Source organism: Hymenobacter artigasi (genome assembly GCF_012275535.1).
Classification (GTDB): domain Bacteria; phylum Bacteroidota; class Bacteroidia; order Cytophagales; family Hymenobacteraceae; genus Hymenobacter; species Hymenobacter artigasi.
On record NZ_JAAVTK010000007.1, the window covers coordinates 14,809 to 37,135 of the forward strand.

At 58.3% G+C, this 22,327-nt stretch carries 24 protein-coding genes and 1 pseudogene; 8 read left to right on the forward strand and 17 right to left on the reverse strand.

Translation table 11 applies throughout. The features are described from left to right. Positions 1-11: 11 nt before the first annotated feature. The 6 genes from HBN54_RS12370 to HBN54_RS12395 form a co-directional block, all read right to left on the reverse strand. Positions 12-1,298 (reverse strand): nucleoside permease, encoded by a 1,287-nt coding sequence (locus HBN54_RS12370; RefSeq protein ID WP_168673528.1) that lies wholly within the window; start codon positions 1,296-1,298, stop codon positions 12-14. 147 nt (positions 1,299-1,445) lie between these two features. Further along, positions 1,446-2,561: an alkene reductase gene (locus tag HBN54_RS12375; protein ID WP_168673529.1), complete on the reverse strand. Its 1,116-nt coding sequence runs from the start codon at positions 2,559-2,561 to the stop codon at positions 1,446-1,448. Between the two features lie 1,044 nt (positions 2,562-3,605). After that, positions 3,606-4,220 carry a superoxide dismutase gene (locus HBN54_RS12380; RefSeq protein ID WP_168673530.1) on the reverse strand — a complete coding sequence of 205 codons (615 nt, stop codon included), beginning with the start codon at positions 4,218-4,220 and terminating at the stop codon, positions 3,606-3,608. A gap of 106 nt (positions 4,221-4,326) precedes the next feature. After that, complete coding sequence (locus tag HBN54_RS12385; protein ID WP_317170215.1) at positions 4,327-4,764, reverse strand: nucleoside deaminase; 438 nt, start codon at positions 4,762-4,764, stop codon at positions 4,327-4,329. 3 nt (positions 4,765-4,767) lie between these two features. Continuing rightward, on the reverse strand, positions 4,768-5,322 hold the full coding sequence (locus tag HBN54_RS12390) for a hypothetical protein (protein ID WP_168673532.1): 555 nt from the start codon (positions 5,320-5,322) through the stop codon (positions 4,768-4,770). Positions 5,323-5,494: 172 nt separating this feature from the next. Then, positions 5,495-5,935 carry a T9SS type A sorting domain-containing protein gene (locus tag HBN54_RS12395; protein ID WP_168673533.1) on the reverse strand — a complete coding sequence of 147 codons (441 nt, stop codon included), beginning with the start codon at positions 5,933-5,935 and terminating at the stop codon, positions 5,495-5,497. Between the two features lie 169 nt (positions 5,936-6,104). Here HBN54_RS12395 and aspS point away from each other — a divergent pair, with 169 nt between their 5' ends. The 6 genes from aspS (at position 6,105) to HBN54_RS12425 (ending at position 11,079) form a co-directional block, all read left to right on the forward strand. Next, on the forward strand, positions 6,105-7,868 hold the full coding sequence (gene aspS / locus HBN54_RS12400; protein WP_168673534.1) for an aspartate--tRNA ligase: 1,764 nt from the start codon (positions 6,105-6,107) through the stop codon (positions 7,866-7,868). A 3-nt stretch (positions 7,869-7,871) separates the two neighbouring features. Further along, positions 7,872-8,333: a hypothetical protein gene (locus HBN54_RS12405; RefSeq protein ID WP_168673535.1), complete on the forward strand. Its 462-nt coding sequence runs from the start codon at positions 7,872-7,874 to the stop codon at positions 8,331-8,333. A 107-nt stretch (positions 8,334-8,440) separates the two neighbouring features. Next, positions 8,441-8,704, forward strand: coding sequence for a hypothetical protein (locus tag HBN54_RS12410; protein ID WP_168673536.1), 264 nt, complete (start codon positions 8,441-8,443; stop codon positions 8,702-8,704). After that, a complete protein-coding gene (locus tag HBN54_RS12415) occupies positions 8,697-9,434 on the forward strand; it encodes a zeta toxin family protein (protein WP_210428050.1) in 738 nt (245 codons plus the stop codon). Before HBN54_RS12410 ends, HBN54_RS12415 begins: the two co-directional genes overlap by 8 nt. A 213-nt stretch (positions 9,435-9,647) precedes the next feature. Further along, positions 9,648-9,836 carry a hypothetical protein gene (locus HBN54_RS12420; RefSeq protein ID WP_168673537.1) on the forward strand — a complete coding sequence of 63 codons (189 nt, stop codon included), beginning with the start codon at positions 9,648-9,650 and terminating at the stop codon, positions 9,834-9,836. 247 nt (positions 9,837-10,083) lie between these two features. Beyond that, entirely contained in the window at positions 10,084-11,079 is a 996-nt protein-coding gene (locus HBN54_RS12425) for an SWIM zinc finger family protein (protein ID WP_168673538.1), read from the forward strand. Positions 11,080-11,138: 59 nt separating this feature from the next. Here HBN54_RS12425 and HBN54_RS12430 read toward each other — a convergent pair whose 3' ends face one another. The 11 genes and pseudogenes from HBN54_RS12430 to HBN54_RS12480 form a co-directional block, all read right to left on the reverse strand. Beyond that, the gene (locus tag HBN54_RS12430) at positions 11,139-11,645 is read right to left on the reverse strand and encodes an NADH-quinone oxidoreductase subunit J family protein (RefSeq protein WP_168673539.1); all 507 of its coding nucleotides are present in this window, start codon (positions 11,643-11,645) and stop codon (positions 11,139-11,141) included. Between the two features lie 80 nt (positions 11,646-11,725). Next, a complete protein-coding gene (locus HBN54_RS12435; protein WP_168673540.1) occupies positions 11,726-12,304 on the reverse strand; it encodes a NuoI/complex I 23 kDa subunit family protein in 579 nt (192 codons plus the stop codon). A 121-nt stretch (positions 12,305-12,425) separates the two neighbouring features. Continuing rightward, complete coding sequence (gene nuoH / locus HBN54_RS12440) at positions 12,426-13,520, reverse strand: NADH-quinone oxidoreductase subunit NuoH (RefSeq protein ID WP_168673541.1); 1,095 nt, start codon at positions 13,518-13,520, stop codon at positions 12,426-12,428. A gap of 122 nt (positions 13,521-13,642) precedes the next feature. Further along, positions 13,643-14,659 carry a 2Fe-2S iron-sulfur cluster-binding protein gene (locus tag HBN54_RS12445; protein ID WP_168673542.1) on the reverse strand — a complete coding sequence of 339 codons (1,017 nt, stop codon included), beginning with the start codon at positions 14,657-14,659 and terminating at the stop codon, positions 13,643-13,645. A 124-nt stretch (positions 14,660-14,783) separates the two neighbouring features. After that, positions 14,784-16,124 carry an NADH-quinone oxidoreductase subunit NuoF gene (gene nuoF / locus HBN54_RS12450; protein ID WP_168673543.1) on the reverse strand — a complete coding sequence of 447 codons (1,341 nt, stop codon included), beginning with the start codon at positions 16,122-16,124 and terminating at the stop codon, positions 14,784-14,786. Further along, entirely contained in the window at positions 16,125-16,427 is a 303-nt protein-coding gene (locus tag HBN54_RS12455; protein WP_168673544.1) for a hypothetical protein, read from the reverse strand. Positions 16,428-16,431: 4 nt separating this feature from the next. Next, the gene (locus HBN54_RS12460; RefSeq protein ID WP_168673545.1) at positions 16,432-17,004 is read right to left on the reverse strand and encodes an NADH-quinone oxidoreductase subunit NuoE family protein; all 573 of its coding nucleotides are present in this window, start codon (positions 17,002-17,004) and stop codon (positions 16,432-16,434) included. 16 nt (positions 17,005-17,020) lie between these two features. Then, positions 17,021-18,208, reverse strand: a complete 1,188-nt coding sequence (locus HBN54_RS12465; protein WP_235955524.1) for an NADH-quinone oxidoreductase subunit D — start codon at positions 18,206-18,208, stop codon at positions 17,021-17,023. Between the two features lie 193 nt (positions 18,209-18,401). Next, positions 18,402-18,962, reverse strand: coding sequence for an NADH-quinone oxidoreductase subunit C (locus HBN54_RS12470; protein WP_168673547.1), 561 nt, complete (start codon positions 18,960-18,962; stop codon positions 18,402-18,404). 111 nt (positions 18,963-19,073) lie between these two features. Next, complete coding sequence (locus tag HBN54_RS12475; protein WP_210428051.1) at positions 19,074-19,631, reverse strand: NADH-quinone oxidoreductase subunit B; 558 nt, start codon at positions 19,629-19,631, stop codon at positions 19,074-19,076. 101 nt (positions 19,632-19,732) lie between these two features. Next, positions 19,733-20,113: pseudogene (locus tag HBN54_RS12480) on the reverse strand (NADH-quinone oxidoreductase subunit A); the annotation flags it as partial. A gap of 231 nt (positions 20,114-20,344) precedes the next feature. Here HBN54_RS12480 and HBN54_RS12485 point away from each other — a divergent pair. Next, positions 20,345-21,904, forward strand: coding sequence for a sensor histidine kinase (locus HBN54_RS12485; RefSeq protein WP_168673549.1), 1,560 nt, complete (start codon positions 20,345-20,347; stop codon positions 21,902-21,904). Continuing rightward, entirely contained in the window at positions 21,885-22,301 is a 417-nt protein-coding gene (locus tag HBN54_RS12490) for a response regulator (RefSeq protein ID WP_168673550.1), read from the forward strand. The genes HBN54_RS12485 and HBN54_RS12490 overlap by 20 nt, the downstream gene beginning before the upstream one ends. Positions 22,302-22,327 lie beyond the last annotated feature (26 nt).

Below are 22,327 nucleotides of genomic sequence, written 5' to 3' on the forward strand. Positions count from 1 at the left end.
AGGCCGGCCGGCTAGGCTTGCTCAACGGAGAGCAACGGCGCGACGTGCGAGGAATCTTCGACCGGCTGGGTGGTGTGCTTATGCTTGAAAATAAGTACGAACAGCACCGCGATAACCAGCGAGTAGCCCGCAAACGTGAGCCAGATGCTGTGCCAGTCCTTCACGCCATTGGCATCGGTGAAATAGTGCTGGATGATGAGGCCGCTGAGCGAGCTGCCCAGCACGGCCCCGAAGCCATTGGTCATCATCATAAACAGGCCCTGCGCGCTGGCCCGGATGCTGGGCTGGGTCTGGGTTTCGACGAACAGCGAGCCCGAAATGTTGAAGAAATCGAAGGCCATGCCGTACACGATGCACGAGAGGATAATCATCCAGAGGCCCTGGCCGGGGTTGCCGTAGGCAAACAGGCCGAAACGCAGCACCCAGGCAATCATGCTGAAAAGCATCACCTGCTTGATGCCGAAGCGGCGCAGGAAGAAGGGAATGGCCAGGATGAACAGGGTTTCGGAAATCTGCGAGATGGACATGATGATGGCCGGGTACTTCACCGTCAGGGTATCCTTGTAGGCCGCATTCTGGTCGAAATCGTGCAGGAAGGTGTCGCCGTAGGCATTGGTAAGCTGGAGGGCGGCACCCAGCAGCAGGGCAAACATAAAGAAGGTTAACATCTTCCGGTCGCGCAGAATAGCGAACGATTTAAGCCCCAGAATTTCTGCCAGGCTCTGGCTCGAAGAATTGGCCGACTGCGGCGGGCACTTGGGCAGCGTGAAGGAATAGAGGCCCAGCGCGAAAGCCGCAGCGGCGGCCACGTAGAACTGGCTGGCCGATTTTTCGAAACCCAGCAGGCTCACCGTCCACATGGCCACGATGAAGCCGATGGTGCCCCAGACACGGATGGGCGGGTAGTCCTTCACCACGTCGAGCCCTTCGGTTTTCAGCACCGAAAACGACACGGCGATGGACAGCGACAGCGTGGGCATGTAGAAAATCATGTTCAGCAGGATAACCCAGAAGAACGTGCCGGGGTCCGTCACCATCGGGATGGTGCAAAGCGTGAGGCCCCCCAGAATGTGCAGGATGCCGTAGAGCTTTTCGGCGTTCACGTACTTATCGGCCACAATGCCCATAAGCGAGGGCATGAAGATGGAAGCAATGCCCATGGTCGAGAAAATGGCCCCAAATTGGGCACCAGACCATTGCTTCGTTTGAAACCAATAAGCGCCAATGGTAATCAGCCACGAGCCCCAGATAAAAAACTGGAGGAAACTCAGGACAGTAAGGCGCAGCTTCGTATTCATGCGGGAACGGGGCAAAAGGGGTGGGATAAGACGAATGCAGGGGTGGCGCGGGGGCCACGACCGTCAAAGATAAATAAAAAAGCCCCTGCGAAGCGCCCGGTTGGGGGCGAGCTTCGCAGGGGCCTGCATTAGCCGTTGGGGGCAGTTTTACGCCTCGTAGGTGGGCGAGAACGTGCCGGCGGGCTGGCCGTCGGCCGTGGGGTAGTCGGTGTAGCCGTCGGCGAAACCGTTGGGGCCGGGGGCGTAGTAAGTGGCCTGGTCGCTTTCGGCCAGGGGCTGGCCAGCTTTCAGGCGCTCCACGAGGTCGGGGTTGCCGATGTAGGCGATGCCGTAGGAGATGAAATCGGCACGGCCGGCGAGGTCGGCTTCGGCGCGGGCCAGGTCGCGGTAGCCCCCGTTGTAGATAACGGGGCCGGTGTAGGCGGCGTGGATGCTGTCCAGCACGTCGGCCGGAATGTTGCCCGAGCCCACGAGGTGCACGTACACCACGCCGATTTTTTGCAGCTCGGCGGCCAGGTAGGCGTAGGTTTCGGCCATTTCGGGGTAGGCCCCCATGTCGTTGAAATTGCTGCCCGGCGAGAGGCGCACCCCGGTGCGGTCAGCCCCGATTTCGGCGGCCACGGCGCGGGTCACGTCGAGCACGAAGCGGGCGCGGTTCTGCACGCTGCCGCCATATTCGTCGGTGCGCTGGTTGGTGTTCGGGTTTAGGAACTGCTCGGGCAGGTAGCCGTTGGCACCGTGAACTTCTACGCCATCAAAGCCGGCTTCCAGGGCCAGCTTGGCGCTTTGGGCGTACTGCTGCACTACTTCGGCCACTTCTTCGGTGGTGAGGGCGCGGGGCGCGGGCTGGTCCTGCATCTGCTGCTGGTCGGTCCACATCTGGCCTTTGGCTGCAATGGCTGAGGGAGCTACACCTTCCGCACCTTCGGGCAGGTTGAGCGGGTGAAATACGCGGCCGGCATGCATGAGCTGAATGAAAATGTGACCGCCGTGGTGGTGCACGGTTTCCGTCACGCGCTGCCAGTTATTGGCCTGCTCCGGCGTGAACAGGCCGGGAATGCGGGCGTAGCCCAGGCCATCGGCCGAGGGCGAAACGCCTTCTGAGATGATGAGGCCGGCAGTGGCGCGCTGGCGGTAGTATTCGGCCATCAGCTCATTGGCCTCGTTGCCCAGGGCGCGGCTGCGCGTCATGGGAGCCATTACGAGGCGGTTGGTAAGGGTGAGCGGGCCGAGTTGGGCGGGCTCAAAAGCTTTGCTTGACATAAGTTCGATTGAATTGGAGGGGCGCGCAAGCCGCCGGGTAAATAAGGCGCGGTGATAAAGCAGGTACGTACACGAATTGTTTTCGGCTGAGTTTCGCCCCAACAAAATGCCGGTTCTGGGGAGCTAGGCCGCTTCCGAAACTTGCCGCCAGCAGGTGCTTCAGGCGCTTAGGTTGGGGAAGGAGTTTCCGGGACTCAAGCAGTCACATCAGGCGGCTTGAGCAGCTTTAGAAGCGGGTTTGGGCGGGTGTCTAAAAAGAAAAATGGACGTTTCGCAAGGCACCTGGTTTCTGTTATCGTTCGTTTCTTCGTGTGCTTTATGAAATCAATGAATAATGAAATATATATACCCTTTTACCTGGTTTTCAGGGCTTCTTTGTTGCGTAGCTAGTTGTGAGCCTACTCCTATTCCTCCCCCTCCTTCATCTCATGTGTACGACTATTATGTGAGCGTGGAAGACACTAACCCAATGGTTGGAGCAGTAGCACAATTAGTCGTGCAAACTGGCGGGTACACGCGCGTTAAGCGGTCCGAAGTCGCGCCTCCATCTGCGCACTTATTTGCCTATTCTAGCTTTCACTGGATAGCACAACCTGCAAAAGGAAACCGTCCAGATTCTAGTTGGGTGCCTCGGGATACTGTGTCCCTGCCCCTTACACGGCCCCAACTTGATACCATTTACCACCTTACCCGGCAAGTATTTCAACTCGCGGCTTATCCACCGTCGCGTAATAATACCGAACCCCCTCCACCCCCTTCGGCGCACGACTTAGACAATTTCTTGGCAGTGACGTTCCGATATAATAACTATTCCGGCCCGTCCTTCTATTGCGAGGGATATGAAGAACGTAATGCGGCCTCCTACACCTTGCGAGGCTACCTGAAGGCGTTGCAAGCACGGGCTTTAAAGAAGCGTCCGTAACAGTAAGTCACTTGTTTTTACCCCTTTTTCAGCCTGTAAGTGGCTAAACACACCACCAAAAAAGGCCCGCTTCCTACCGGAAACGGACCTTTCGGGCAACAGCGTAAGAAACGCGGCCGCAACTACGCGGCGTAAGCGGCGGCAAAGCGCTTGTTCACTTCATCCCAGTTGATGAGGTTGAAGAAGGCGGCGATGTAATCGGGCCGGCGGTTCTGGTATTTCAGGTAGTAGGCGTGCTCCCACACATCGAGGCCGAGGATGGGCATGCCCTTGCAGCCCGACTCAGGCATCAGCGGGTTGTCCTGGTTCGGGGTCGAACAGATTTGTACCGAGCCGTCGGGCTGCTTGCACAGCCACGCCCAGCCCGAGCCGAAGCGCGTAGCCCCGGCTTTGCTGAACTCTTCCTTGAACTTATCAAATGTGCCAAATGCCGTGGTGATGGCTTCGCCCACCGCACCGGTGGGCTGCCCGCCGCCGTTGGGCGAGAGGATGGTCCAGAACAGCGAGTGGTTGTAGTGGCCGCCGCCGTTGTTGCGCACAGCCACCGGGGCCTTGGCAATGTTGTGCATAATTTCCTCGATGGACTGGTTCTCCATTTCCGTGCCCGCGATGGCCGCGTTCAGGTTGGTCACGTAAGCCTGGTGGTGCTTGCTGTGGTGGATTTCCATGGTCTGCGCGTCAAACGTGGGTTCGAGCGCGTCGTAGGCGTACGGGAGTTTGGGAAGTTCGAAAGCCATAACTGAAAAAGGGTTTGGGTTAGTAAAGAGAGAAGGAAAGGGTGGTTTTTAAACCGGCGGCTGCCCGCATAGTTGCGTTGGCCGTTGGTCAGGCTTCAAAAGTAGATTATTTCCGCTTCATACTGAAAAACTGCTGCATCAATTTGGCGCAGGCATCGGCCTGCACACCGCCACGCAGCTGCGTGCGTCGATGCAAAAGGGCCCCGTGCCGCCGAAAACCCACTTTGGGCTCTTCCGCGCCAAACACTACGGCTTTTAATTGGGCCCAGTAGCTGGCCCCGGCACACATCACGCAGGGCTCGATGGTGACGTAGAGCGTGCAGTCGGCCAGGTATTTATTGCCGAGGTAATTGGCAGCGGCCGTGATGGCCAGCATTTCGGCGTGGGCGGTCACATCGCGCAGGCGCTCGGTCTGGTTGTAGCCGCGCCCAATTATTTGGTTTTCAAACACTACAACGGCTCCAATGGGAATCTCGTCGGCAGCCAGGGCTTTTTCGGCTTCGGCCAGTGCCTTGGCCATAAAGTAGTTGTCGGAGGCCGGCACAGCTTATTTCTTCATTGCAATGGCTCCCATCACAGCCTGGGCCGTGGGCTGCCACTGGGCCTGCTCCTCGGCCGGGGCCACAAAGGTGAACACGTAGAGCTGCGTGCCCTCAATGGCGTACTGCACGGCCTGGTAGCGCTTGATGGGGGCCAGCTGGCCGCCGGTGCGCCGGCTGTCGGCCACGGTCGAAACGAATTCGAAGTAGATGAAATCGCGCCCGTTTACGGTTCGGATGTCTTCCTTGATAAAATCAACCTTGGTGTAAAGGCGCTGAATACTGGACTTATAAATCTTAATCAGGACGCCATAATCGAAGCTTTCGAAGGTGGTGGGGCGCACGGCCACACTAAAATCCACGCGCCCGCTGGGGTTGGAAAACACGGCCAGCGGCTTGCGAGGCGACGGATATTTCACGGCAATGCCGTCGTCGGGCATCGGTGCGAAGCCAACTGGTACGCCCACGCTAAGCGTCGAAGCCAGCTTCACAGTGGTGAGCTTGGGCGCGGGGCCGAAAGCCGTGAGACCAAAAAACAATAGCAGTAGCGAAGCGAATTCCATAGCAGACAGGAAATGGTAACAATACAAAAGAACGTCATACAAAGAAAGAACGTCATGCCGAGCGCAGCCGAGGCATCTCGCGTGCAGTAGTAACCAAACAGTTGAGTTACTAACACCAGCGAGATGCCTCAGCTACGCTCGGTATGACGTCCTGAAGTATTTCAAACTCCGCTTAGCGGCGAACGGTGGGGTACTTGATGCGGACCTTCTTCCAGTACACGTAGTTGCCGGTTTTGGCTTCCACCAAGTAGGTGCCGGCCGGAATCTTGCCCAGGTTCACGGGCGCGCCGGTGTTGTTGGCGGGGTCCAGGTCGGTCTGGTACATCACCTTGTTCTTGTAATCGGTCATCACCAGCGTGCCGGCCTTGGTGAATTGCTGGGTGAAGCTCAGCAGAATATCGGTCGAGTTCGGCTTGGGGAAAACATCGATGCCCGACAGCGTTTCGATGCGCTTAATAGGGCCATCAAGCGTCACGGCATCGCCCGTAGACTTTGATTTGATGACAGTGCCGGAGGCATCCGACTTGCTCTTGGTCTTGATTTTGGTCTGGGCCTGCGCGGAGCCGGCTACTAAAAGGGCGGCGGCCAGAGCGAGAGCGGGAAGAAATTTCATGGGTATTTGAAGGGATTGAGAAGACAAAGGAACGCAGCTACAGTCTGCCTTTGCATACTCCGTACCAAAGTTTGGGTTTCGCCCCGGCGGCCTAGTGGCTACCTTCGCAAAAAAAGCGGAATCACAATAATCCGTTTTAATCAGTTAGAATCCGTTAAATCTGCGGTCCATGCTACGTACTCACACCTGCGGCGAGCTCCGCGCCGAACACATTGGTCAAACCGTCACGCTTTGCGGCTGGGTGCAGCGCACCCGCGACAAAGGCGCCATTCTCTGGATTGACCTACGCGACCGGTACGGTCTCACCCAAATTACCCTCGAAGAAGGCGTAGAGGCCGAAGCCGTGCGCGAAACCGCCCGCCACCTCGGCCGCGAGTTTGTGCTGAGCGTGACCGGCACGGTGGCCGAGCGCTACTCCAAAAACGACAAAATCCCGACCGGCGGCATCGAAATCCGCCCCGAGAAAGTTGAGATTCTGAACCCCGCCAAGCTGCCGCCCTTCCTCATCGAAGACGACACCGACGGCGGCGACGACCTGCGGATGAAGTACCGCTACCTCGACCTGCGCCGCACCCCGGTGCGCAACAACCTGATGCTGCGCCACAAAATGGCCCAGGCCGTGCGCCGCTACCTCGATGGCCAGGAGTTCATCGAAGTCGAAACGCCCGTCCTCATCAAGTCCACGCCCGAAGGTGCGCGCGATTTCGTGGTGCCCTCCCGCATGAACCCCGGCGAATTCTACGCCCTGCCGCAGTCGCCCCAGACGTTTAAGCAGCTGCTCATGGTGTCGGGCTTCGACCGCTACTTCCAGATTGTGAAGTGCTTCCGCGACGAAGACCTGCGTGCCGACCGCCAGCCCGAGTTCACGCAGATTGACTGCGAAATGGCCTTCGTGACCCAGGAAGACATCCTCGATATGTTTGAAGGCCTGGTGCGCTACCTGTTCAAGGAAATCAAAAACCTCGATTTCCCCACCGTGCCCCGCATGACCTACGCCGACGCCATGCGCGACTACGGCAACGACAAGCCCGACACCCGCTTCGAAATGAAGTTCGTGGACCTCACCGAAACCGTGAAAGGCCAGGGTTTCCCCGTGTTCGATAACGCCGAGCTGGTGCTGGGCATCAACGCCGCCACCTGCGCCGCCTACACCCGCAAGCAGCTCGACGAACTGACCGACTTCGTGAAGCGCCCGCAAATCGGCGCTACCGGCCTCATCTACGCCCGCGTAGAGGCCGATGGCGTGGTGAAATCATCGGTCGATAAGTTCTACTCGCAGGAAGAATTGCAGAAGTGGAGCGCCGCATTCCACGCCAACCCCGGCGACCTGCTGCTCCTGCTGGCCGGTTCCGAGGCCAAGACCCGCAAGGCCATGAGCGAGCTGCGCCTCGAAATGGGCCAGCGCCTCGGCCTGCGCAACAAGGAGGAGTTTTCGCCGCTGTGGGTGGTCGATTTCCCTCTGCTCGAATACAGCGAGGAGGAAAACCGCTACTTCGCCATGCACCACCCCTTCACCTCGCCCAAGCCCGAGGACCTGGCCCTGCTCGACTCGCCCACAACCATCGGGCAGGTTCGCGCCAATGCCTACGACCTCGTGATAAACGGCGTGGAAGTGGGCGGCGGCTCCATTCGCATCCACGACCGCGCCGTGCAGGCCCGCATGTTCTCGCTGCTCGGTTTCACGCCCGAAGAAGCCCAGGCCCAGTTCGGCTTCCTGCTCGATGCCTTCGAGTACGGCGCACCGCCCCACGGCGGCCTCGCCTTCGGCTTCGACCGCCTGTGCAGCCTCTTCGGCGGCTCCGACAGCATCCGCGACTTCATCGCGTTTCCGAAGAACAACTCCGGCCGCGACGTGATGATTGACTCGCCCTCACCCATTGCCGATGCGCAACTGAAGGAGTTGAGCATCAAGACAGATGTGGTGGCGAAGTAGCCAATGAAGCAAAAGCCTCGCTTTAGCAAAAAGCAGATTAATTACGAACACGAAATTGGCTATTCGCAAAGTGCGATGCTGTTCAATTTTGTGTTCGGAGTGCCGCTGCTATTTGGAGGCGTGATTTTAGCTTTATGGTGGAAGGAATGGCCCCTGGTATTTCTTCCGGCGCTTGGGCTCCTTATGGTATGGCAGGCGGTAAAAATGCTCCTTAACCCAGGCCCGCAACTCAGGATTGGCTATCAGGGAATATGGACGGTAAAATCAGGTCATTTGCCTTGGACTCGGGTAATGGCCGTAATCAAGCAAAGCACTGGATTTCGCGGCGGTATGACAGAGCATCTGGCAATTGTCAATCGATTCAATCCCCACTTTGATATTGAACAAATCTGGATTGACCAGTTGGATGTCGATATTCGTTCGCTTCGCGTGTATTTGAAAAAATGCGCGTCAGGCCAGACGTAAGAATCATTCCAATGCACATCAGCGACTGATATTTCAGTCGCTGATGTGCATTGGAAGAGAATATGCACTAATACGGACTTGGTAGCGAAGTAGAACCCTTCTATATTTTGCATCGTTTTCTGGTCAGCACCAATCAAATCTATCTTATGGCACTACGCAAGAAAGAAGAGCTATCGGGCCGGGCAATGAAGCGGGTATTGAAGCGCGCCGCTGAGGCTGTGGTGGCGGAAAACACCCAGAAGGGCTTTTCGATTACCGTGCTGGAAAACGGGCAGATTATTGAAATTGACCCTGACGGTACCAAGCGGGTTATTCGGGAAAACGCGCCACGGGTAGTACAGGTTAGCACCGAACCTTTTACCCTTGAGTAAGCCGACGGAAATTTATCGCCTGCGAATGCTTGCCGGGCCCAATGGGTCCGGCAAGTCATTTTTGGTGCCCTTGCTGGCGGAAGAAGTGAATTTAGGCGTCATCGTGAATGCCGATGAGATTGAGGCGACACTGAGAAAACAGCCCCCGGCCTCCCGATTGCTGAATCTGGGCAATTGGAATGTGCAGCTTACAGATGCCGAATTGCAGGAATTTGCGGCGCGCCCCGGCTCGCAACGCTTGCCCATAGAGCAAGCCAGCCAACTCCGCATCGAGCAAAATGTCCTCCTGCTGGGCCACGCGCACCTCGATTCCTATCTGGCCGCCTGGATAGCCGAACTATTGCGGTTTCATCTGTTGGCCATCCGACAGCCGCTGACGTTTGAGACAGTGATGTCGCATCCCTCGAAGCTGGATTTTCTGCGCGAAGCGCGTGAGGCTGGCTATCGCACTTACCTGTATTTTGTAGCTACGGCCGACCCAGCCATTAATATTGCCCGTGTGGCCGTGCGCGTAGCCAAAGGCGGCCATCCCGTGGCGAAAGATAAAATTGTAGAACGTTACCGCCGGTCGCTGGCCCTGTTGCGGCCCGCCCTCAAACTCACCGACCGTGCCTACATTTTCGATAATTCAGGTACTGAGCCTGTACTGGTAGCAGAAGTGATGAATGGCAAAGAAGTGACTTACAAAACGACCCAACTCTTGAGTTGGGTCGACGATGCTATCGGTTAAACCAGCTATGGTAGAAATAGCAGCGACGACTGATACTTCAGTCGCCGCTTTTTATTTGGAGGCTGTAGCCAGAACCGAAAATCGATTTTGTAACACTCACCTCCCGGATTCCTGCGTTCACCGGGCAACGCCCAGGGTTGAACGAAGCGCAAAATCCGACCGTGCCCCGGTCTAGTAGGTTTGTATCAGTTAACCACTACACCACTCGCATCCATGTCTAAGCTGTACATCTTCGCCGCCGTTTTCCTGTTCTGGAGTGCCCTTGCTGCCTCGCTTATGCAGGTGCAACTGGTGGTTTCTCCGATGCACAAGCTGCGGGTGCCTACCTACCGTTCCATGCCCATCCGCTCGACGGTAATCGCGCAGGTGCAGGGCATTTCGACTACCGCTACTTATAATTAATACCAGTCTGGCCGGGATATTCGGCCCGGTTAGGTGATTATTCAGGTGAATGCTATTTATTGGAGTGCTAGGATTTTAAAAATTATCTATAAAAAAGCGCCGTCTCCTCACTGGGGGCGGCGCTTTTGCATTGCGGCAAATATGCGCCAAAAGGCGCTGCGCTGCAGGAGGGCAGAGCACGGAACCAGCCACGTTGCTCCGGGGTACTTATGTTTGCGGCCCCCGACTGTCAGTCACGCTAAAGGCTATGTTTACGGAAGCAGATTTGGAGGCGCTGGTGCCGCAGAAGATTTTCGAGCGGGGCAGTGCCTATTATTACGAAGACAACGCCGTGGGCCGCATTAGCCGCACCGGCGACACCTTCAAGGCCAGGGTGGAAGGCACCGAATCCTACCGTGTCGAGCTGACCATGCGCTCCGGTAAGCCGCCGAAAATCTATTGCGACTGCCCCTACGACTACGGCGACGTGTGCAAGCACGGTATCGCCCTGGGCCTGGCCGTACTCGATTGGTTTAGCGGCGGCGACGAACCCAAACCAGTCCCCGAACCCGCCCCGCTGACTAAAAAAGCCCGCCGCGCTCACCTGCTATCCGCCGCCTGGACCCGTACCAGCGACCGGGAGCGGCTGGCGTTTCTACAGCAACTCCTGTTGCAAAAGCCCAAGGTGCTGCGTCGGTTTCTGAAGGCTTTCGAGTTCGATGAAAAAGCGCTGACGGCCTTGCCGACTCCGGTAGTTTACGTTGCCAAGCCGCGCCAGCCGTTGCCAGCGTGGCGGCCATCTTCCCGCCGGACGCTCACCCTCACCGAGCAAGCCCAGCAGCTAATTGACCAGCAGCGCGGTCCCGAGCTACTACCGCTTGTGCTGTCGCTGCACTGGCTCCAGAATCCGCCCGCGCACGACTCCCACACCTTGCCTCATCTGCTGCACGAGGCTGCCCGCTTCCAACCCGAAGCCACCTTTGATGCTGCAATGGAGCGGTTTGAAACCCTGCTGGAGGACAAAGCCCTACGGACGCATCTGCTCTACAACCGCCTCACCACCTGTCTGAAATCACTGGCCACGCTGCCGGCCCTCACGCAGCAAGTGCACCAATTCGCCTCCGAACTGATGCAACAATACAGCCGTCTCTCTGCCCTGAAAAACGCCCTGCGGGCTGTCGGTTTTGCCCCACTTCCTAACGAGCGGGACACCGGCCTGCCACCCAAAAAGCGCGGCCGTCAGCCCAAAAACCCTGCGCGCTAAAAAGCAAAAAGAGCGTCCGGCCGGACGCTCTTTTTGTTTTCTGAATTGCTTCGGAAAAGCTAGAAATTCCGCTCGCCGGTCTCGCGCTTGCCCAGCATCACCGAGCCCACCATGGCTGCCAGCAGCAGAATAGACGCCAGTTCGAACGGCAGCGCGTAGTCGCGGAACAGCACCATACCCAGCTTATCCACCATGCCGATCTGCGAGTCGAACGTAGCCGCGTCGTAGCCGGCAGGGCTGATGTTACGCATAGCAGCCACCAGAATCAGCAGTAGCGAGCCACCGGCGATGGCGGCCGCAAACTTGGCCAGTGCCGGCTTGTGCGGCTCAGTGTCCTCGTTCAGGTTCAGGAACATAATCACGAACAGGAACAGCACCATGATGGCCCCGGCGTATACAATAATGTTCACCACGGCCAGGAACTGCGCGTTCAGCAGCAGGTAGTGGCCCGAAAGGGTGAAGAACGTGAGGATGAGGAACAGGACGCTGTGCACCGGGTTTTTGGCCAGTACTACGCCCAATGCACTCAGCAGGGCCACGAACGAAATAAAGAGGAAGAGGGACATTGATTGTGAGGTAAGCTTTAGCTTGCCGTTCGTTAAGAGGTCAGGTTTGAAGACGGCAAGCTAAAGCTTACCGCACGAAGCTACGCCAGCTGCGTGCGCAGCTTGTCGGCCTGCTCGGGCGTGAGCTGAATGCCGCGCTTCGAGCGATTATCCGGCGTCACAGGTTCCACCAGCCGGTCCTTGCCGTAGATGAACTCGTCGCGCTCGAAGCGTGGCGGGGCCATTTTATCAGCTTGCAGGTACACGGCGGCTTTGGGGCAGGCTTCTTCGCACAGGCCGCAGAAGATGCAGCGCAGCATGTTGATTTCGTAGCTCACCGCGTACTTCTCCTCGCGGTAGAGGCCTTCCTCGCCTTTTTTGCGCTCGCCGGCCACCATCGTAATGGCTTCAGCGGGGCAGGCCACGGCACAGAGGCCGCAGGCCGTGCAGCGCTCGCGGCCGGCTTCGTCGCGCTTCAGCACGTGCAGGCCCCGGAAAACAGGGGAGAAGGGGCGCGTTTCTTCGGGGTAGCGAATGGTGACCTGCTTTTTGGTGGCAGCCCGGAAAAAGTGCTGCATCGTAATCGACAAGCCCTGGAAAATAGCCGGCAGGTAGGCCCGCTCGGCCAGGGTCATTGGCTTCTTTTCGAGAACTTTGGCGCGTTTGCTTAAGGATTCCATAGAGTTTCTGTCATGCTGAGCCTGCGAAGCATCTTATCACGTTCGCGTGGCCGTAGGGGTAACTAATTCTGACGAAGGCAGCCGTGATAAGATGCTTCCTGCGTCAGCATGACAAATAAAATTATTTAATTACGCCGAACGTAATCAGGCCGCCCGTGAGCAGGATGTTGAAGATAGCCAGCGGGATGAGGATGGTCCAGCCCAGGCGCATCAGCTGGTCGTAGCGGAAGCGCGGCAGCGTCCAGCGCACCCACATGAAGAAGAAGATGAAGGCGAAAATTTTGCCGAACAGGCCCAGCAGGCCCACAATGGTAATGATGTTTTGGGCCGTGACCAGCTCCAGGCCTTGGGCCGATACCAGCCAGTCACGCATTTCGTACTGGAAGGGGAAGTTGAAGCCACCGAAGTACAGCACGCTCATCACGGCCGAGGCCACGAACACGTTGATGTACTCGGCAAACAGGTACAGGCCCATTTTCATGGAGCTATACTCGGTGTGGTAGCCGCCGATGAGCTCGGTTTCGCACTCGGGCAGGTCGAAGGGCGTGCGGTTGGTTTCGGCAAACGCGCACACAATGAAGATGAGGAAGCCCAGGGGCTGCTTCATGATGTTCCAGTTGAAGATGTCGTGCCACACAAACGGCGCGGCCGACGACTGCTGCAAGGTGATTTCGCGCAGCGACAGGGTGCCCGAAATCATGAGCACGGCAATCAGCGCCAGGCCCATGGCCAGCTCATAGCTGATGTTTTGCGAAGCCGCCCGGATGGCGCCCAGCAGCGAAAACTTGTTGTTGGAAGCCCAGCCGCCAATCATGATGCCATACACGCCCAGCGACACCATGCCGAACACATACAGCATGCCCACGTTGATTTCAATCCCTTGCAGATGCACGATGGTATCGCCGAACTGCAGGAAGTTGCCGAATGGAATCACCGCCGACGACATCAGGGCCGTGACCATGGCCAGGCAGGGCCCAAACACGAACAGCGCCCGGTTGGCCCCGGCCGGGAAGAATTCTTCCTTTGTGAAGAGCTTCACGGCATCGGCCAGCGGCTGCAGTAAGCCAAACGGACCGGCGCGGTCCGGGCCCACGCGGTCCTGCAGAAACGCGGCGATAACGCGCTCGGCGTAGGTGGAGTAGGTGGCAATCAGCAGCGAAACGCCGAATACCACCAGAACAACGAGGCCTTGCCAGCCCAGAGCGGGGAGAGTCATAGTGTAATTGTCATGCTGAGCGCAGCGAAGCATCTTATCACGTCCGCGCAGCTATTGAGTTAGTGTATCTGACGAAGGCAGCGGTGATAAGATGCTTTCTTCGTCAGCATGACAGACGATTATTAATTATTCAACCCACCCAGCCGCAACGGCGGGTTGCGTTCCAGCTCCCGCGTCGTGCTTTCGGGCAGGTCCTGAATCACCTGCGGGTTCACCACCGGCAATTCGTAGTGGTTCTGGGCAATCACGGAGGCACGGTTGATGTGCGCCGGGCCTTCGAGGGTCCAGTCGGAAGTTTCCTTTTTATCGAAGCGGCAGGTGTTGCAAATCCACTCTTTCACTTCGCCGTACTCGTCCTTGCGGGCGGTTACGCGGAGTACGTCTTTGCCTTTGTACCAGAGCGTTACGCGGCCTTCGCACTTGTCGGTTTCGCAGTTGCGGTGGGCGTTCACGGGTTTCGTGAACCACACGCGCTGCTTGAAGCGGAAGGTTTTATCGGTCAGCGCGCCCACCGGGCACACGTCGATAACGTTGCCGCTGAACTCGTTGTCGATGATGTTCTCGATATAGGTGCCGATTTCCGAAGCATCGCCGCGGCCCAGCACGCCGTGCACACGCTCGGGGGTGAGCTGGTCGGCGGTGTACACGCAACGGTAGCATAGGATGCAGCGCGTCATGTGCAGCTGGATGAGCGGGCCGATGTCGATTTTCTCGAAGGTGCGGCGCTCTTCCTCGTAGCGGGTGGTGCTCAGGCCATGCTCGAAGGCAAAGTCCTGCAGGCTGCACTCGCCGGCCTGGTCGCACACCGGGCAATCGAGCGGGTGGTTGATGAGCAGCATCTCCACGATGCCCTTGCGCACGTCCATCACCTGCTCGTTGATGGTGTTTTCCACCACCATGCCGTCCTGCACCGTCGTGATGCACGAGGCGACCAGCTTAGGCATGGGGCGCGGGTCTTTGGCCGAGCCGGCTGACACCTTCACCAGGCAGGCGCGGCACTTGCCGCCTGAACCCTTCAGCGGGGTGTAGTAGCACATGGCGGGCGGCACGATGCTGCCGCCAATCTGGCGAGCCGCGTTCATGATAGTGGTGCCATCAGCAACCTCTATTTCAATGCCGTCGAACGTTATTTTAGCCATTGGTTTCTATTTTGTCATCCTGAGCGCAGCGAAGGACCTTATCACGTCCGCGCCGCCGGTTGTATCTATAAATTCTGGCGAAAGCAGCGGGGAGAAGATGCTTCCTTCGTCAGCATGACAGGCGTTACGCCAGCACTGCTGCGCCGCGATAGGCTGCGCCGGGAGCAGTAGCTTCTTTTGGATTGGTCACGTGCCACTCAAACTCGTGGCGGAAGTGGCGCACGGCGGCAGCCACCGGCCACGCGGCCGCTTCGCCCAGCGGGCAAATGGTGTTGCCTTCAATCTGCTTGGCCACGCTCACCAACAGGTCGATGTCGTGCATCGAGCCGTGACCGTGCTCTAGGCGGTGCAGCACTTTTTCCATCCAGCCGGTGCCCTCGCGGCAGGGCGAGCACTGCCCGCACGACTCGTGGTGGTAGAAGCGCGAGAAGTTCCAGGTGTTCTTCACGATGCACGTCGTTTCGTCCATCGCGATGAAGCCGCCCGAGCCGAGCATGGTGCCCGTCACGAAGCCGCCGTCGCTCAGCGACTCGTAGGTCATCAGGCGGTTTTCACCAGCGGCGGTTTTCAGGATAAGCTCTTTGGGCAGAATCGGCACGGACGAGCCGCCTGCTACTACCGCTTTCAGGTCGCGGCCTTTCCAAATGCCGCCGCAGTACTCGTCAGAGTAGATGAATTCCTCCACCGGCAGGCCCAACTCGATTTCGTAGATGCCGGGCTTGTTGAGGTGGCCGCAGGCGGAAATTAGCTTGGTGCCCGTGCTCCGGCCGATACCGATTTTGGCGTACTCGTCGCCGCCTTCGTTCACGATAACCGGCACAGCCGCAATGGTTTCCACATTGTTCACCACCGTAGGGCGGGCGTACAGTCCCTGCACGGCCGGGAATGGCGGCTTGTTGCGCGGGTTGCCGCGCTTGCCTTCCAACGATTCCAGCAAGGCCGTTTCCTCGCCGCAGATGTAGGCGCCGGCGCCGGGGTGCACGTGCAAATCGAGCGAGTAGCCCGAGCCGAGAATGTTCTCGCCCAGGAAACCCGCCGCGTAAGCCTCCGCAATGGCCTTTTCCAGGATGCGCAGCACGTACAACAGCTCGCCGCGAATGTAGATGTAGCTGGTGCGCGCGCCCAGGGCATAGCTGCCCGTAATCATGCCCTCAATGAGCAGGTGGGGCAGTTTCGTCATTAGCTGCCGGTCCTTGAAGGTACCGGGCTCCGATTCGTCGGCGTTGCAGACGAGGTAGCGCGGCACACCTTCCGGCTTGGCCAGAAAGCCCCACTTCATGCCGGCCGGGAAGCCCGCACCGCCACGCCCGCGCAGGCCCGACTTCTTCACTTCCTCCGTCACTTCGTCGGGGGTCATGGTTTTGAGCGCCTTCTCCACGGAGCGGTAGCCGCCGTGCTTGCGGTACACCTCGAAAGTGTTGATGCCTTCGACGTTGATATGTTCGGTTAATAGCTTGCGTCCCATCTACTTGTTTTCTAAACCTGCGAGCCGATTCTCAATTTTGTCAAGCCGTTGACGCGTTGCGCCAGCCTCTTCGCGGAAAGCTGTAATAAGCATCGTCGTATTGGCGCGGTCGGCTTCCATCAGCATGTCGAAACGCTTGTTGGTTTCTTGCTGCTGTGAAAGCATAACTTCAGCCATGCGCGTGATGGCGCGTTCCATTCTGTTTAATGAGCCTTCCACGTTATCCATACGGTTATTGAGGCCATGCATTTCAATTAAAATCTCTGACACGACGAGCGGCAAATCCTGATTCTGTTCGGCCATAATCCTAGTTGTTTTTGAGCGAATTAGGCAGGTCGTTTTCCTCCCACGACAGGATGGGCCGATGAATCTGGCCGCGCAGGTCGTTGAGCATGGCATCCACCGCTTCGGGCGTGTCGAGCTTTTCGTAATACTGCTCGCGCACCTGCACCACGGGGGCAAACCCGCAGGCAGCCAGGCATTCCACTTCTTTCAGGGTGAAGTTGCCGTCGGGCGAAGTACCACCTACTTTGGCCCCGGTGATGCGCTCCAGATTGGCAGTCAGCTCGTCGGAGCCGCGCAGCATGCAGGGGCCCGTGCGGCAGATTTCCAGCACGTGCTTGCCCACCAGCTTGAGGTTGTACATGGTGTAGAATGACGACACCTCGTATACTTCAATCGGCTTGATACCCAGGGTTTCGGCCACCAGGTCCTGCACCTCGGGGCTCACCCAGCCGCCGAACTCGGCCTGCGCAATGTGCAGAATCGGTAACAGGGCCGACTTGCTCTTATCGGCCGGATAGTGCGTGAGCAGTCGCTTGATTTCCGCCTGAGCGGCGGCAGAGAAGGTCGGTTTAGCGGGCGCGGTGGTCGGCTCCATATAGCAATAGCAAAAACTAGGCGTCCAGCTCGCCGGCGATGACGTTCATGGACGAGAGAATAACAATGGCGTCGGAGAGCGTGGTGCCCACGGCCATTTCGGGGTATGCCTGGTAGTAGATGAAGCAGGGCCGGCGGAAGTGCAGGCGGTAGGGCGTGCGGCCGCCGTCCGAAACCAGGTAAAAACCCAGCTCGCCGTTGCCGCCTTCCACCGCGTGGTACACCTCACCCACGGGCGCATCAATCTCGCCCATCACGATTTTGAAGTGATAAATCAGGGCCTCCATGCTCTTGTACACTTCCGGCTTGGTGGGCAGGTAGTAGTGTGGAGCATCGGCGTGGTAGGGGCCTTCGGGCAGGCGGTCGAGGGCCTGGTTGATGATGCGCAGGCTCTGCCAGATTTCCTCGTTGCGCACGATGAACCGGTCGTAGGTGTCACCGTTAGTGCCCACCGGAATGTCGAACTCGAAGTCCTCGTAAGAAGAATAAGGGTTCATGGCGCGCACATCGTAGTCGACGCCGGCCGCCCGCAGGTTGGGACCGGTGAAACCGTAGCTCAATGCTTTTTCCGCCGAAATCGGGCCCACGTTCACCACGCGGTCCATGAAAATGCGGTTGCGGTTGAACATCGACTCAAACTCCTTCATCACCACCGGGAAGCTTTTCAGCCAGGCGCGGAGCTTGTCGATGGCCACGGGACTCAGGTCGCGCTCCATGCCGCCCACGCGGCCCATGTTGGTGGTGAGACGGGCGCCGCACACCTCCTCGTAGATTTCGTAAATCTTCTCGCGCTCCTGGAATACGTACAGGAAGCCGGTGAAAGCCCCCGTGTCCACGCCCAGAATCGAGTTGCAGATAAGGTGGTCGGCAATGCGAGCCAGCTCCATCATAATCACCCGGATGTACTGGGCGCGCTTAGGCACGGTCACGCCGAGCAGCTTCTCCACCGTCATGTGCCAGCCCAGGTTGTTGATGGGCGACGAACAGTAGTTCATCCGGTCGGTGAGGGTGGTAATCTGGTAGAACGGCTTGCGTTCGGCCAGCTTCTCGAAGGCGCGGTGGATGTAGCCGATGGTGGGCACGCCGGACACGATGCGCTCGCCATCCATTTGCAGGATGTTCTGGAAAATGCCGTGTGTGGCGGGGTGCGTCGGACCCAGGTTCAGCGTCGTCAGCTCCTGGCTGAAGTCGTTGAGAATGGGCATCAGCTGGCCGGGTCGCTGGGCAGCGGCCTCTTCCTGAATCTTGTGGGTGCCTGCCAGGGCGTCGTTTACTGCCATCTTAATTGGTGCCTGGTGCTTGGTTTTTGGTGCTTGGTTTAGGATAACTCGTGCTTGCTGGTCGGTTTAAATGTGGCTTGTGCCAAGCACCAAGCACCAACAACTAAGCACCAAATAATTATCGTCCGAAAAACAGGTCGGTTTTGTCTTCGCGGGTACCGTCTTCTACCGGGTACTGCTTGCGCATCGGGAAGTAGTCCATGTCCTCCACGTTGAGGATGCGAAGGAGGTTGGGGTGGCCGGTGAAGATGACGCCGTAGAAATCGTAGGCTTCGCGCTCCATCCAATTGGCCGCGTTGTAGAGGTCGGTGAGGGTGGGTACCACCGGTTCGGCAACGGGGAAGAAGATTTTCAGGCGCAGCCGGATGTTCTTCGTCAGGCTGTGCAGGTGGTAAATCATGCCCAGCTCCTGGCCCGGGTTTTCGGGGTAGTTGATGCCGCACATCGTGGTCAGGAAGTGGAACTTCAACTCCTGGTCCTGCTGCAGGCCGGCAATGATTTCGTGGATGCGTTCGCGCGTGGTGGTCGCCGTGAGCAGGCCATAAGGCTCGTGCACATCGGTAAAGGTGTCCGCGCCGAACAGGCGGGTGAGCAAGGCAAGCACTTGCGCATTCTGGGCCTTTATCGGGTCTTCGGCAACGGGCGCTTCGGGCGCGACGGCAGCATCTTGAGGAGTCATTCTTGAGAGCTTAGAGCGTAGAACTCAGAGCTTAGATGGGTAAAGCGCTTAACTGAAGGCTCGGTGGCACTACTCTAAGCTCTTGGTTCTAAGTTCTTGGTTCTAAATAATCTACTTGATGTTGTAGGATTCCAGCAGGGCCTGATACTCAGGGGCGTTGCGGCGGCGGATGGATTCGTTGCGGGCGAGGTCCTGCACACGCATCAGGCCGTCGATTACCTGCTCGGGGCGGGGCGGGCAGCCGGGCACGTACACATCAACCGGAATGATGCGGTCGATGCCCTGCAGCACCGAGTAGGAGTCGAAAATGCCGCCCGAGCAGGCGCAGGCACCCATGGCCAGCACCCAGCGGGGCTCGGCCATTTGCTCGTACACCTGCTTCACGATGGGGGCCATTTTCTTGGCGATGGTGCCCATCACCATCAGCAAATCGGCCTGACGGGGCGAGAAGCTGGGGCGCTCGGAGCCAAACCGGGAGATGTCGTAGTGCGAGCCCATGGTGGCCATGAACTCGATGCCGCAGCAGGACGTGGCGAAGGGCAGGGGCCAGAGCGAGTTGGCGCGGGCCATGCCCACCACTTTCTCCAGCGAGGTAGCAAAGAAGCCGGCGCCTTCCACGCCCTCGGGCGCTTCAACGGATTTAATTTCAGGAACTCGGTTATCAGCCATAGTTATAAGAGACAAGCAGATTAGGCGGCTTTCGACACTTGGGCGGGCCGGTTTTCTAACACCGGCGTAGCGGCGAAAGTTTGGGCCATTGGTGCTTCGTTCCAGCGCAAAATGCCCTTTTTGATGATGTAGAAGAAGCCGGCCAGCAGCAGCGCCATAAATATCAGCATCTCGATGAAGCCGGCACGGCCCAGGGCGCGGAAATTCACGGCCCACGGATACATGAAGATAACCTCGACGTCGAACAGCACAAACACAATGGCTGTCAGGAAGTACTTCACCGAAATAGGCGTGCGGGCGTTGCCCACCGACTCGATGCCGCACTCAAAGGAAGCGTCCTTCACGGTGCTGTGGCGCTTGGGGCCTACCAGGTGCGAGACAATCATGGCGAAGGCCACAAAAGCCAGCGCCAGGCCAAATTGAATGAGTATCGGCAGGTAGTCGGACGGCTGGTAACCGTTGACGGGCAGGGCTAGGTACATAGCGGTCAATTATATAGCAAGCAGGCCTCACGGGCGCTGAAGGGCAAAGGTAGCGCCCACGGGGTTGGGGCGCAATGTTGAGGCGACAACCGCTGCGGGGACGGCCGGTTTGGGGCGGCGATGGCGGCCCGTTGGGGTTGCACCGGTCGGAAATATTCGGCGCATTACTGGCTTTTGTTTGGATTGAATGTGCTTCCTTTAGGGGCAAGCTGGGCACTATCCTTCCTCCTTATGTATAATCCTGCTGATACTTCGGGCAACTTTGTGGCGGCCAATAAGGCCCTGGCAAAACGAGAGCACCAGCTTTCGGTCCTTTTCGATACCATTGCCGATGTCACGTTTGTGCTGAACGTGGAAGGCGAGGGGCGCTACCGGTTTGTATTCGCTAATAAAGCGTTTGAGAAAACGACCGGCCTGCCGGTAGAGCAGGTGGTGGGCCGCTACGTGGAGGATATTATTCCGGAACCCTCGCTCAGCCTGGTGCTTACCAAGTACCGCGAGGCCATTTCCAGCATGGAGCGCGTGATTTGGCAGGAAACCACCGACTACCCCACCGGCCAGGTGACGGGCGAAGTGAGCGTGACCCCGGTGCCCGACGAACACGGCCGCTGCTGCCAGCTGGTGGGTGTGGTGCACGACCTCACCAAAGAAAAACAGGTGGAGAAGGCGCTGCGCATCAGCAACGAGCGGTTGGCCTACGCCCTGAAAGCCACCACTGATGCCATTTATGACTGGACCATCAGTGACGACTCGCTGTATTGGGGTGAGGGGTTTGAAGATTTATTCGGCTATCAGCTAGCGCAGAATCCCACGCCCTTCAGCGAGTGGGCCGACTATGTGCATCCCGACGACAGCCCGCGCGTGGTGGCCGGCCTGCGGCATGCGGCTTTCGAAACCACAAATCTGTTTTGGCAGGAGGAATACCGGTTTCGGCGGGCCAATGGCACCTGGGCCGAGGTATTTGACCGGGGCTACCTGCTACGCGACGCGGTGGGCCGGGCCGTGCGCATGATGGGGGCCATGCAGGACATCACATCCCGCAAGCAGGCTGAACGGCAGCGGCAGCAGCTGACCGAGAAATTAATCAGCCAGAATGCCGACTTGTACCAGTTTGCCTACATCGTATCGCACAACCTGCGGGCTCCGCTGGCCAATGCATTGGGCTTCAGCGACCTGCTGACTCGTGTGGACAAGGAGTCGGTGGTGTTCGGCGCGTCGCTGCAAAAGCTGCAAACCAGCCTGCGGCTATTCGATGAGGTGCTGACCGATGTGAACGAAATCCTGCTGGTGCGCGACGAGCAGGCCGGCTACCGGCCCGAGCCCGTGCCGCTGGCCGCCGTGTGCCAGCAGGCGCTGCAGGGCTTGCACGAAGCGCTGCAAGCAGCAGGCGGCCAGCTCCATATTATGATTCCGGCCGACCTGCGCGTAGCTGGCAGCCGGGCGTATTTTCACAGCATCTTTCACAACCTGATTTCGAACGCCATTAAATACCGGGCCGAGTCACGGCCGTTGCGCATTAATATTGTGTCTACTACGGCTGCGGCGCAGGGGCTTGCCATCACGGTGCGCGACAATGGCTCGGGCTTCGATAGGGAGCGGGCCGGCGACAATGTTTTTCAACTTTATCGGCGCTTTCATGTGGGGCAGTCCGGGCGCGGCATTGGCCTGTACCTGGTGCGGGCCCACGTAGAAGCCATGGGCGGGCAGGTTACGGTGGCCAGCCGCCCCAATGAAGGAACCGAATTTACCCTCTACTTCAGGCCCTATGCGGATGAAAACCTACCTCATTGATGACGACGACCTCGCCATCTACCTCACCGAGCAACTGTTGCGGGCCGAAGGGTTTTCCAATTGCATCTGCACGTTTCAGTCGGCCCAGGAGGCGCTGGACAAGCTGGTGAGCAAAAAGCAGCGCGTGCCTCAGATAATATTCCTGGACCTGAACATGCCGATGATGGACGGCTGGCAGTTTCTGGATGCCCTGGCACCCTACCAGGATGCCCTGCGCGGGACCTGCCACATCTATATTCTTACCTCGTCGCTGGCCCTGAAGGACCTGGAGAAATCCAGGCATTACGACCTGGTGGCCGGCCTGATTCATAAGCCGGTGGACAGCAAAGAAATCCGGGCCATTCAGTCGCTTTTTGAGTATGATGAGATTGTTGGTGATGAGCCCTGCGACTGCTGAATGAGCGTTGAAAGGTATTTTAAAAC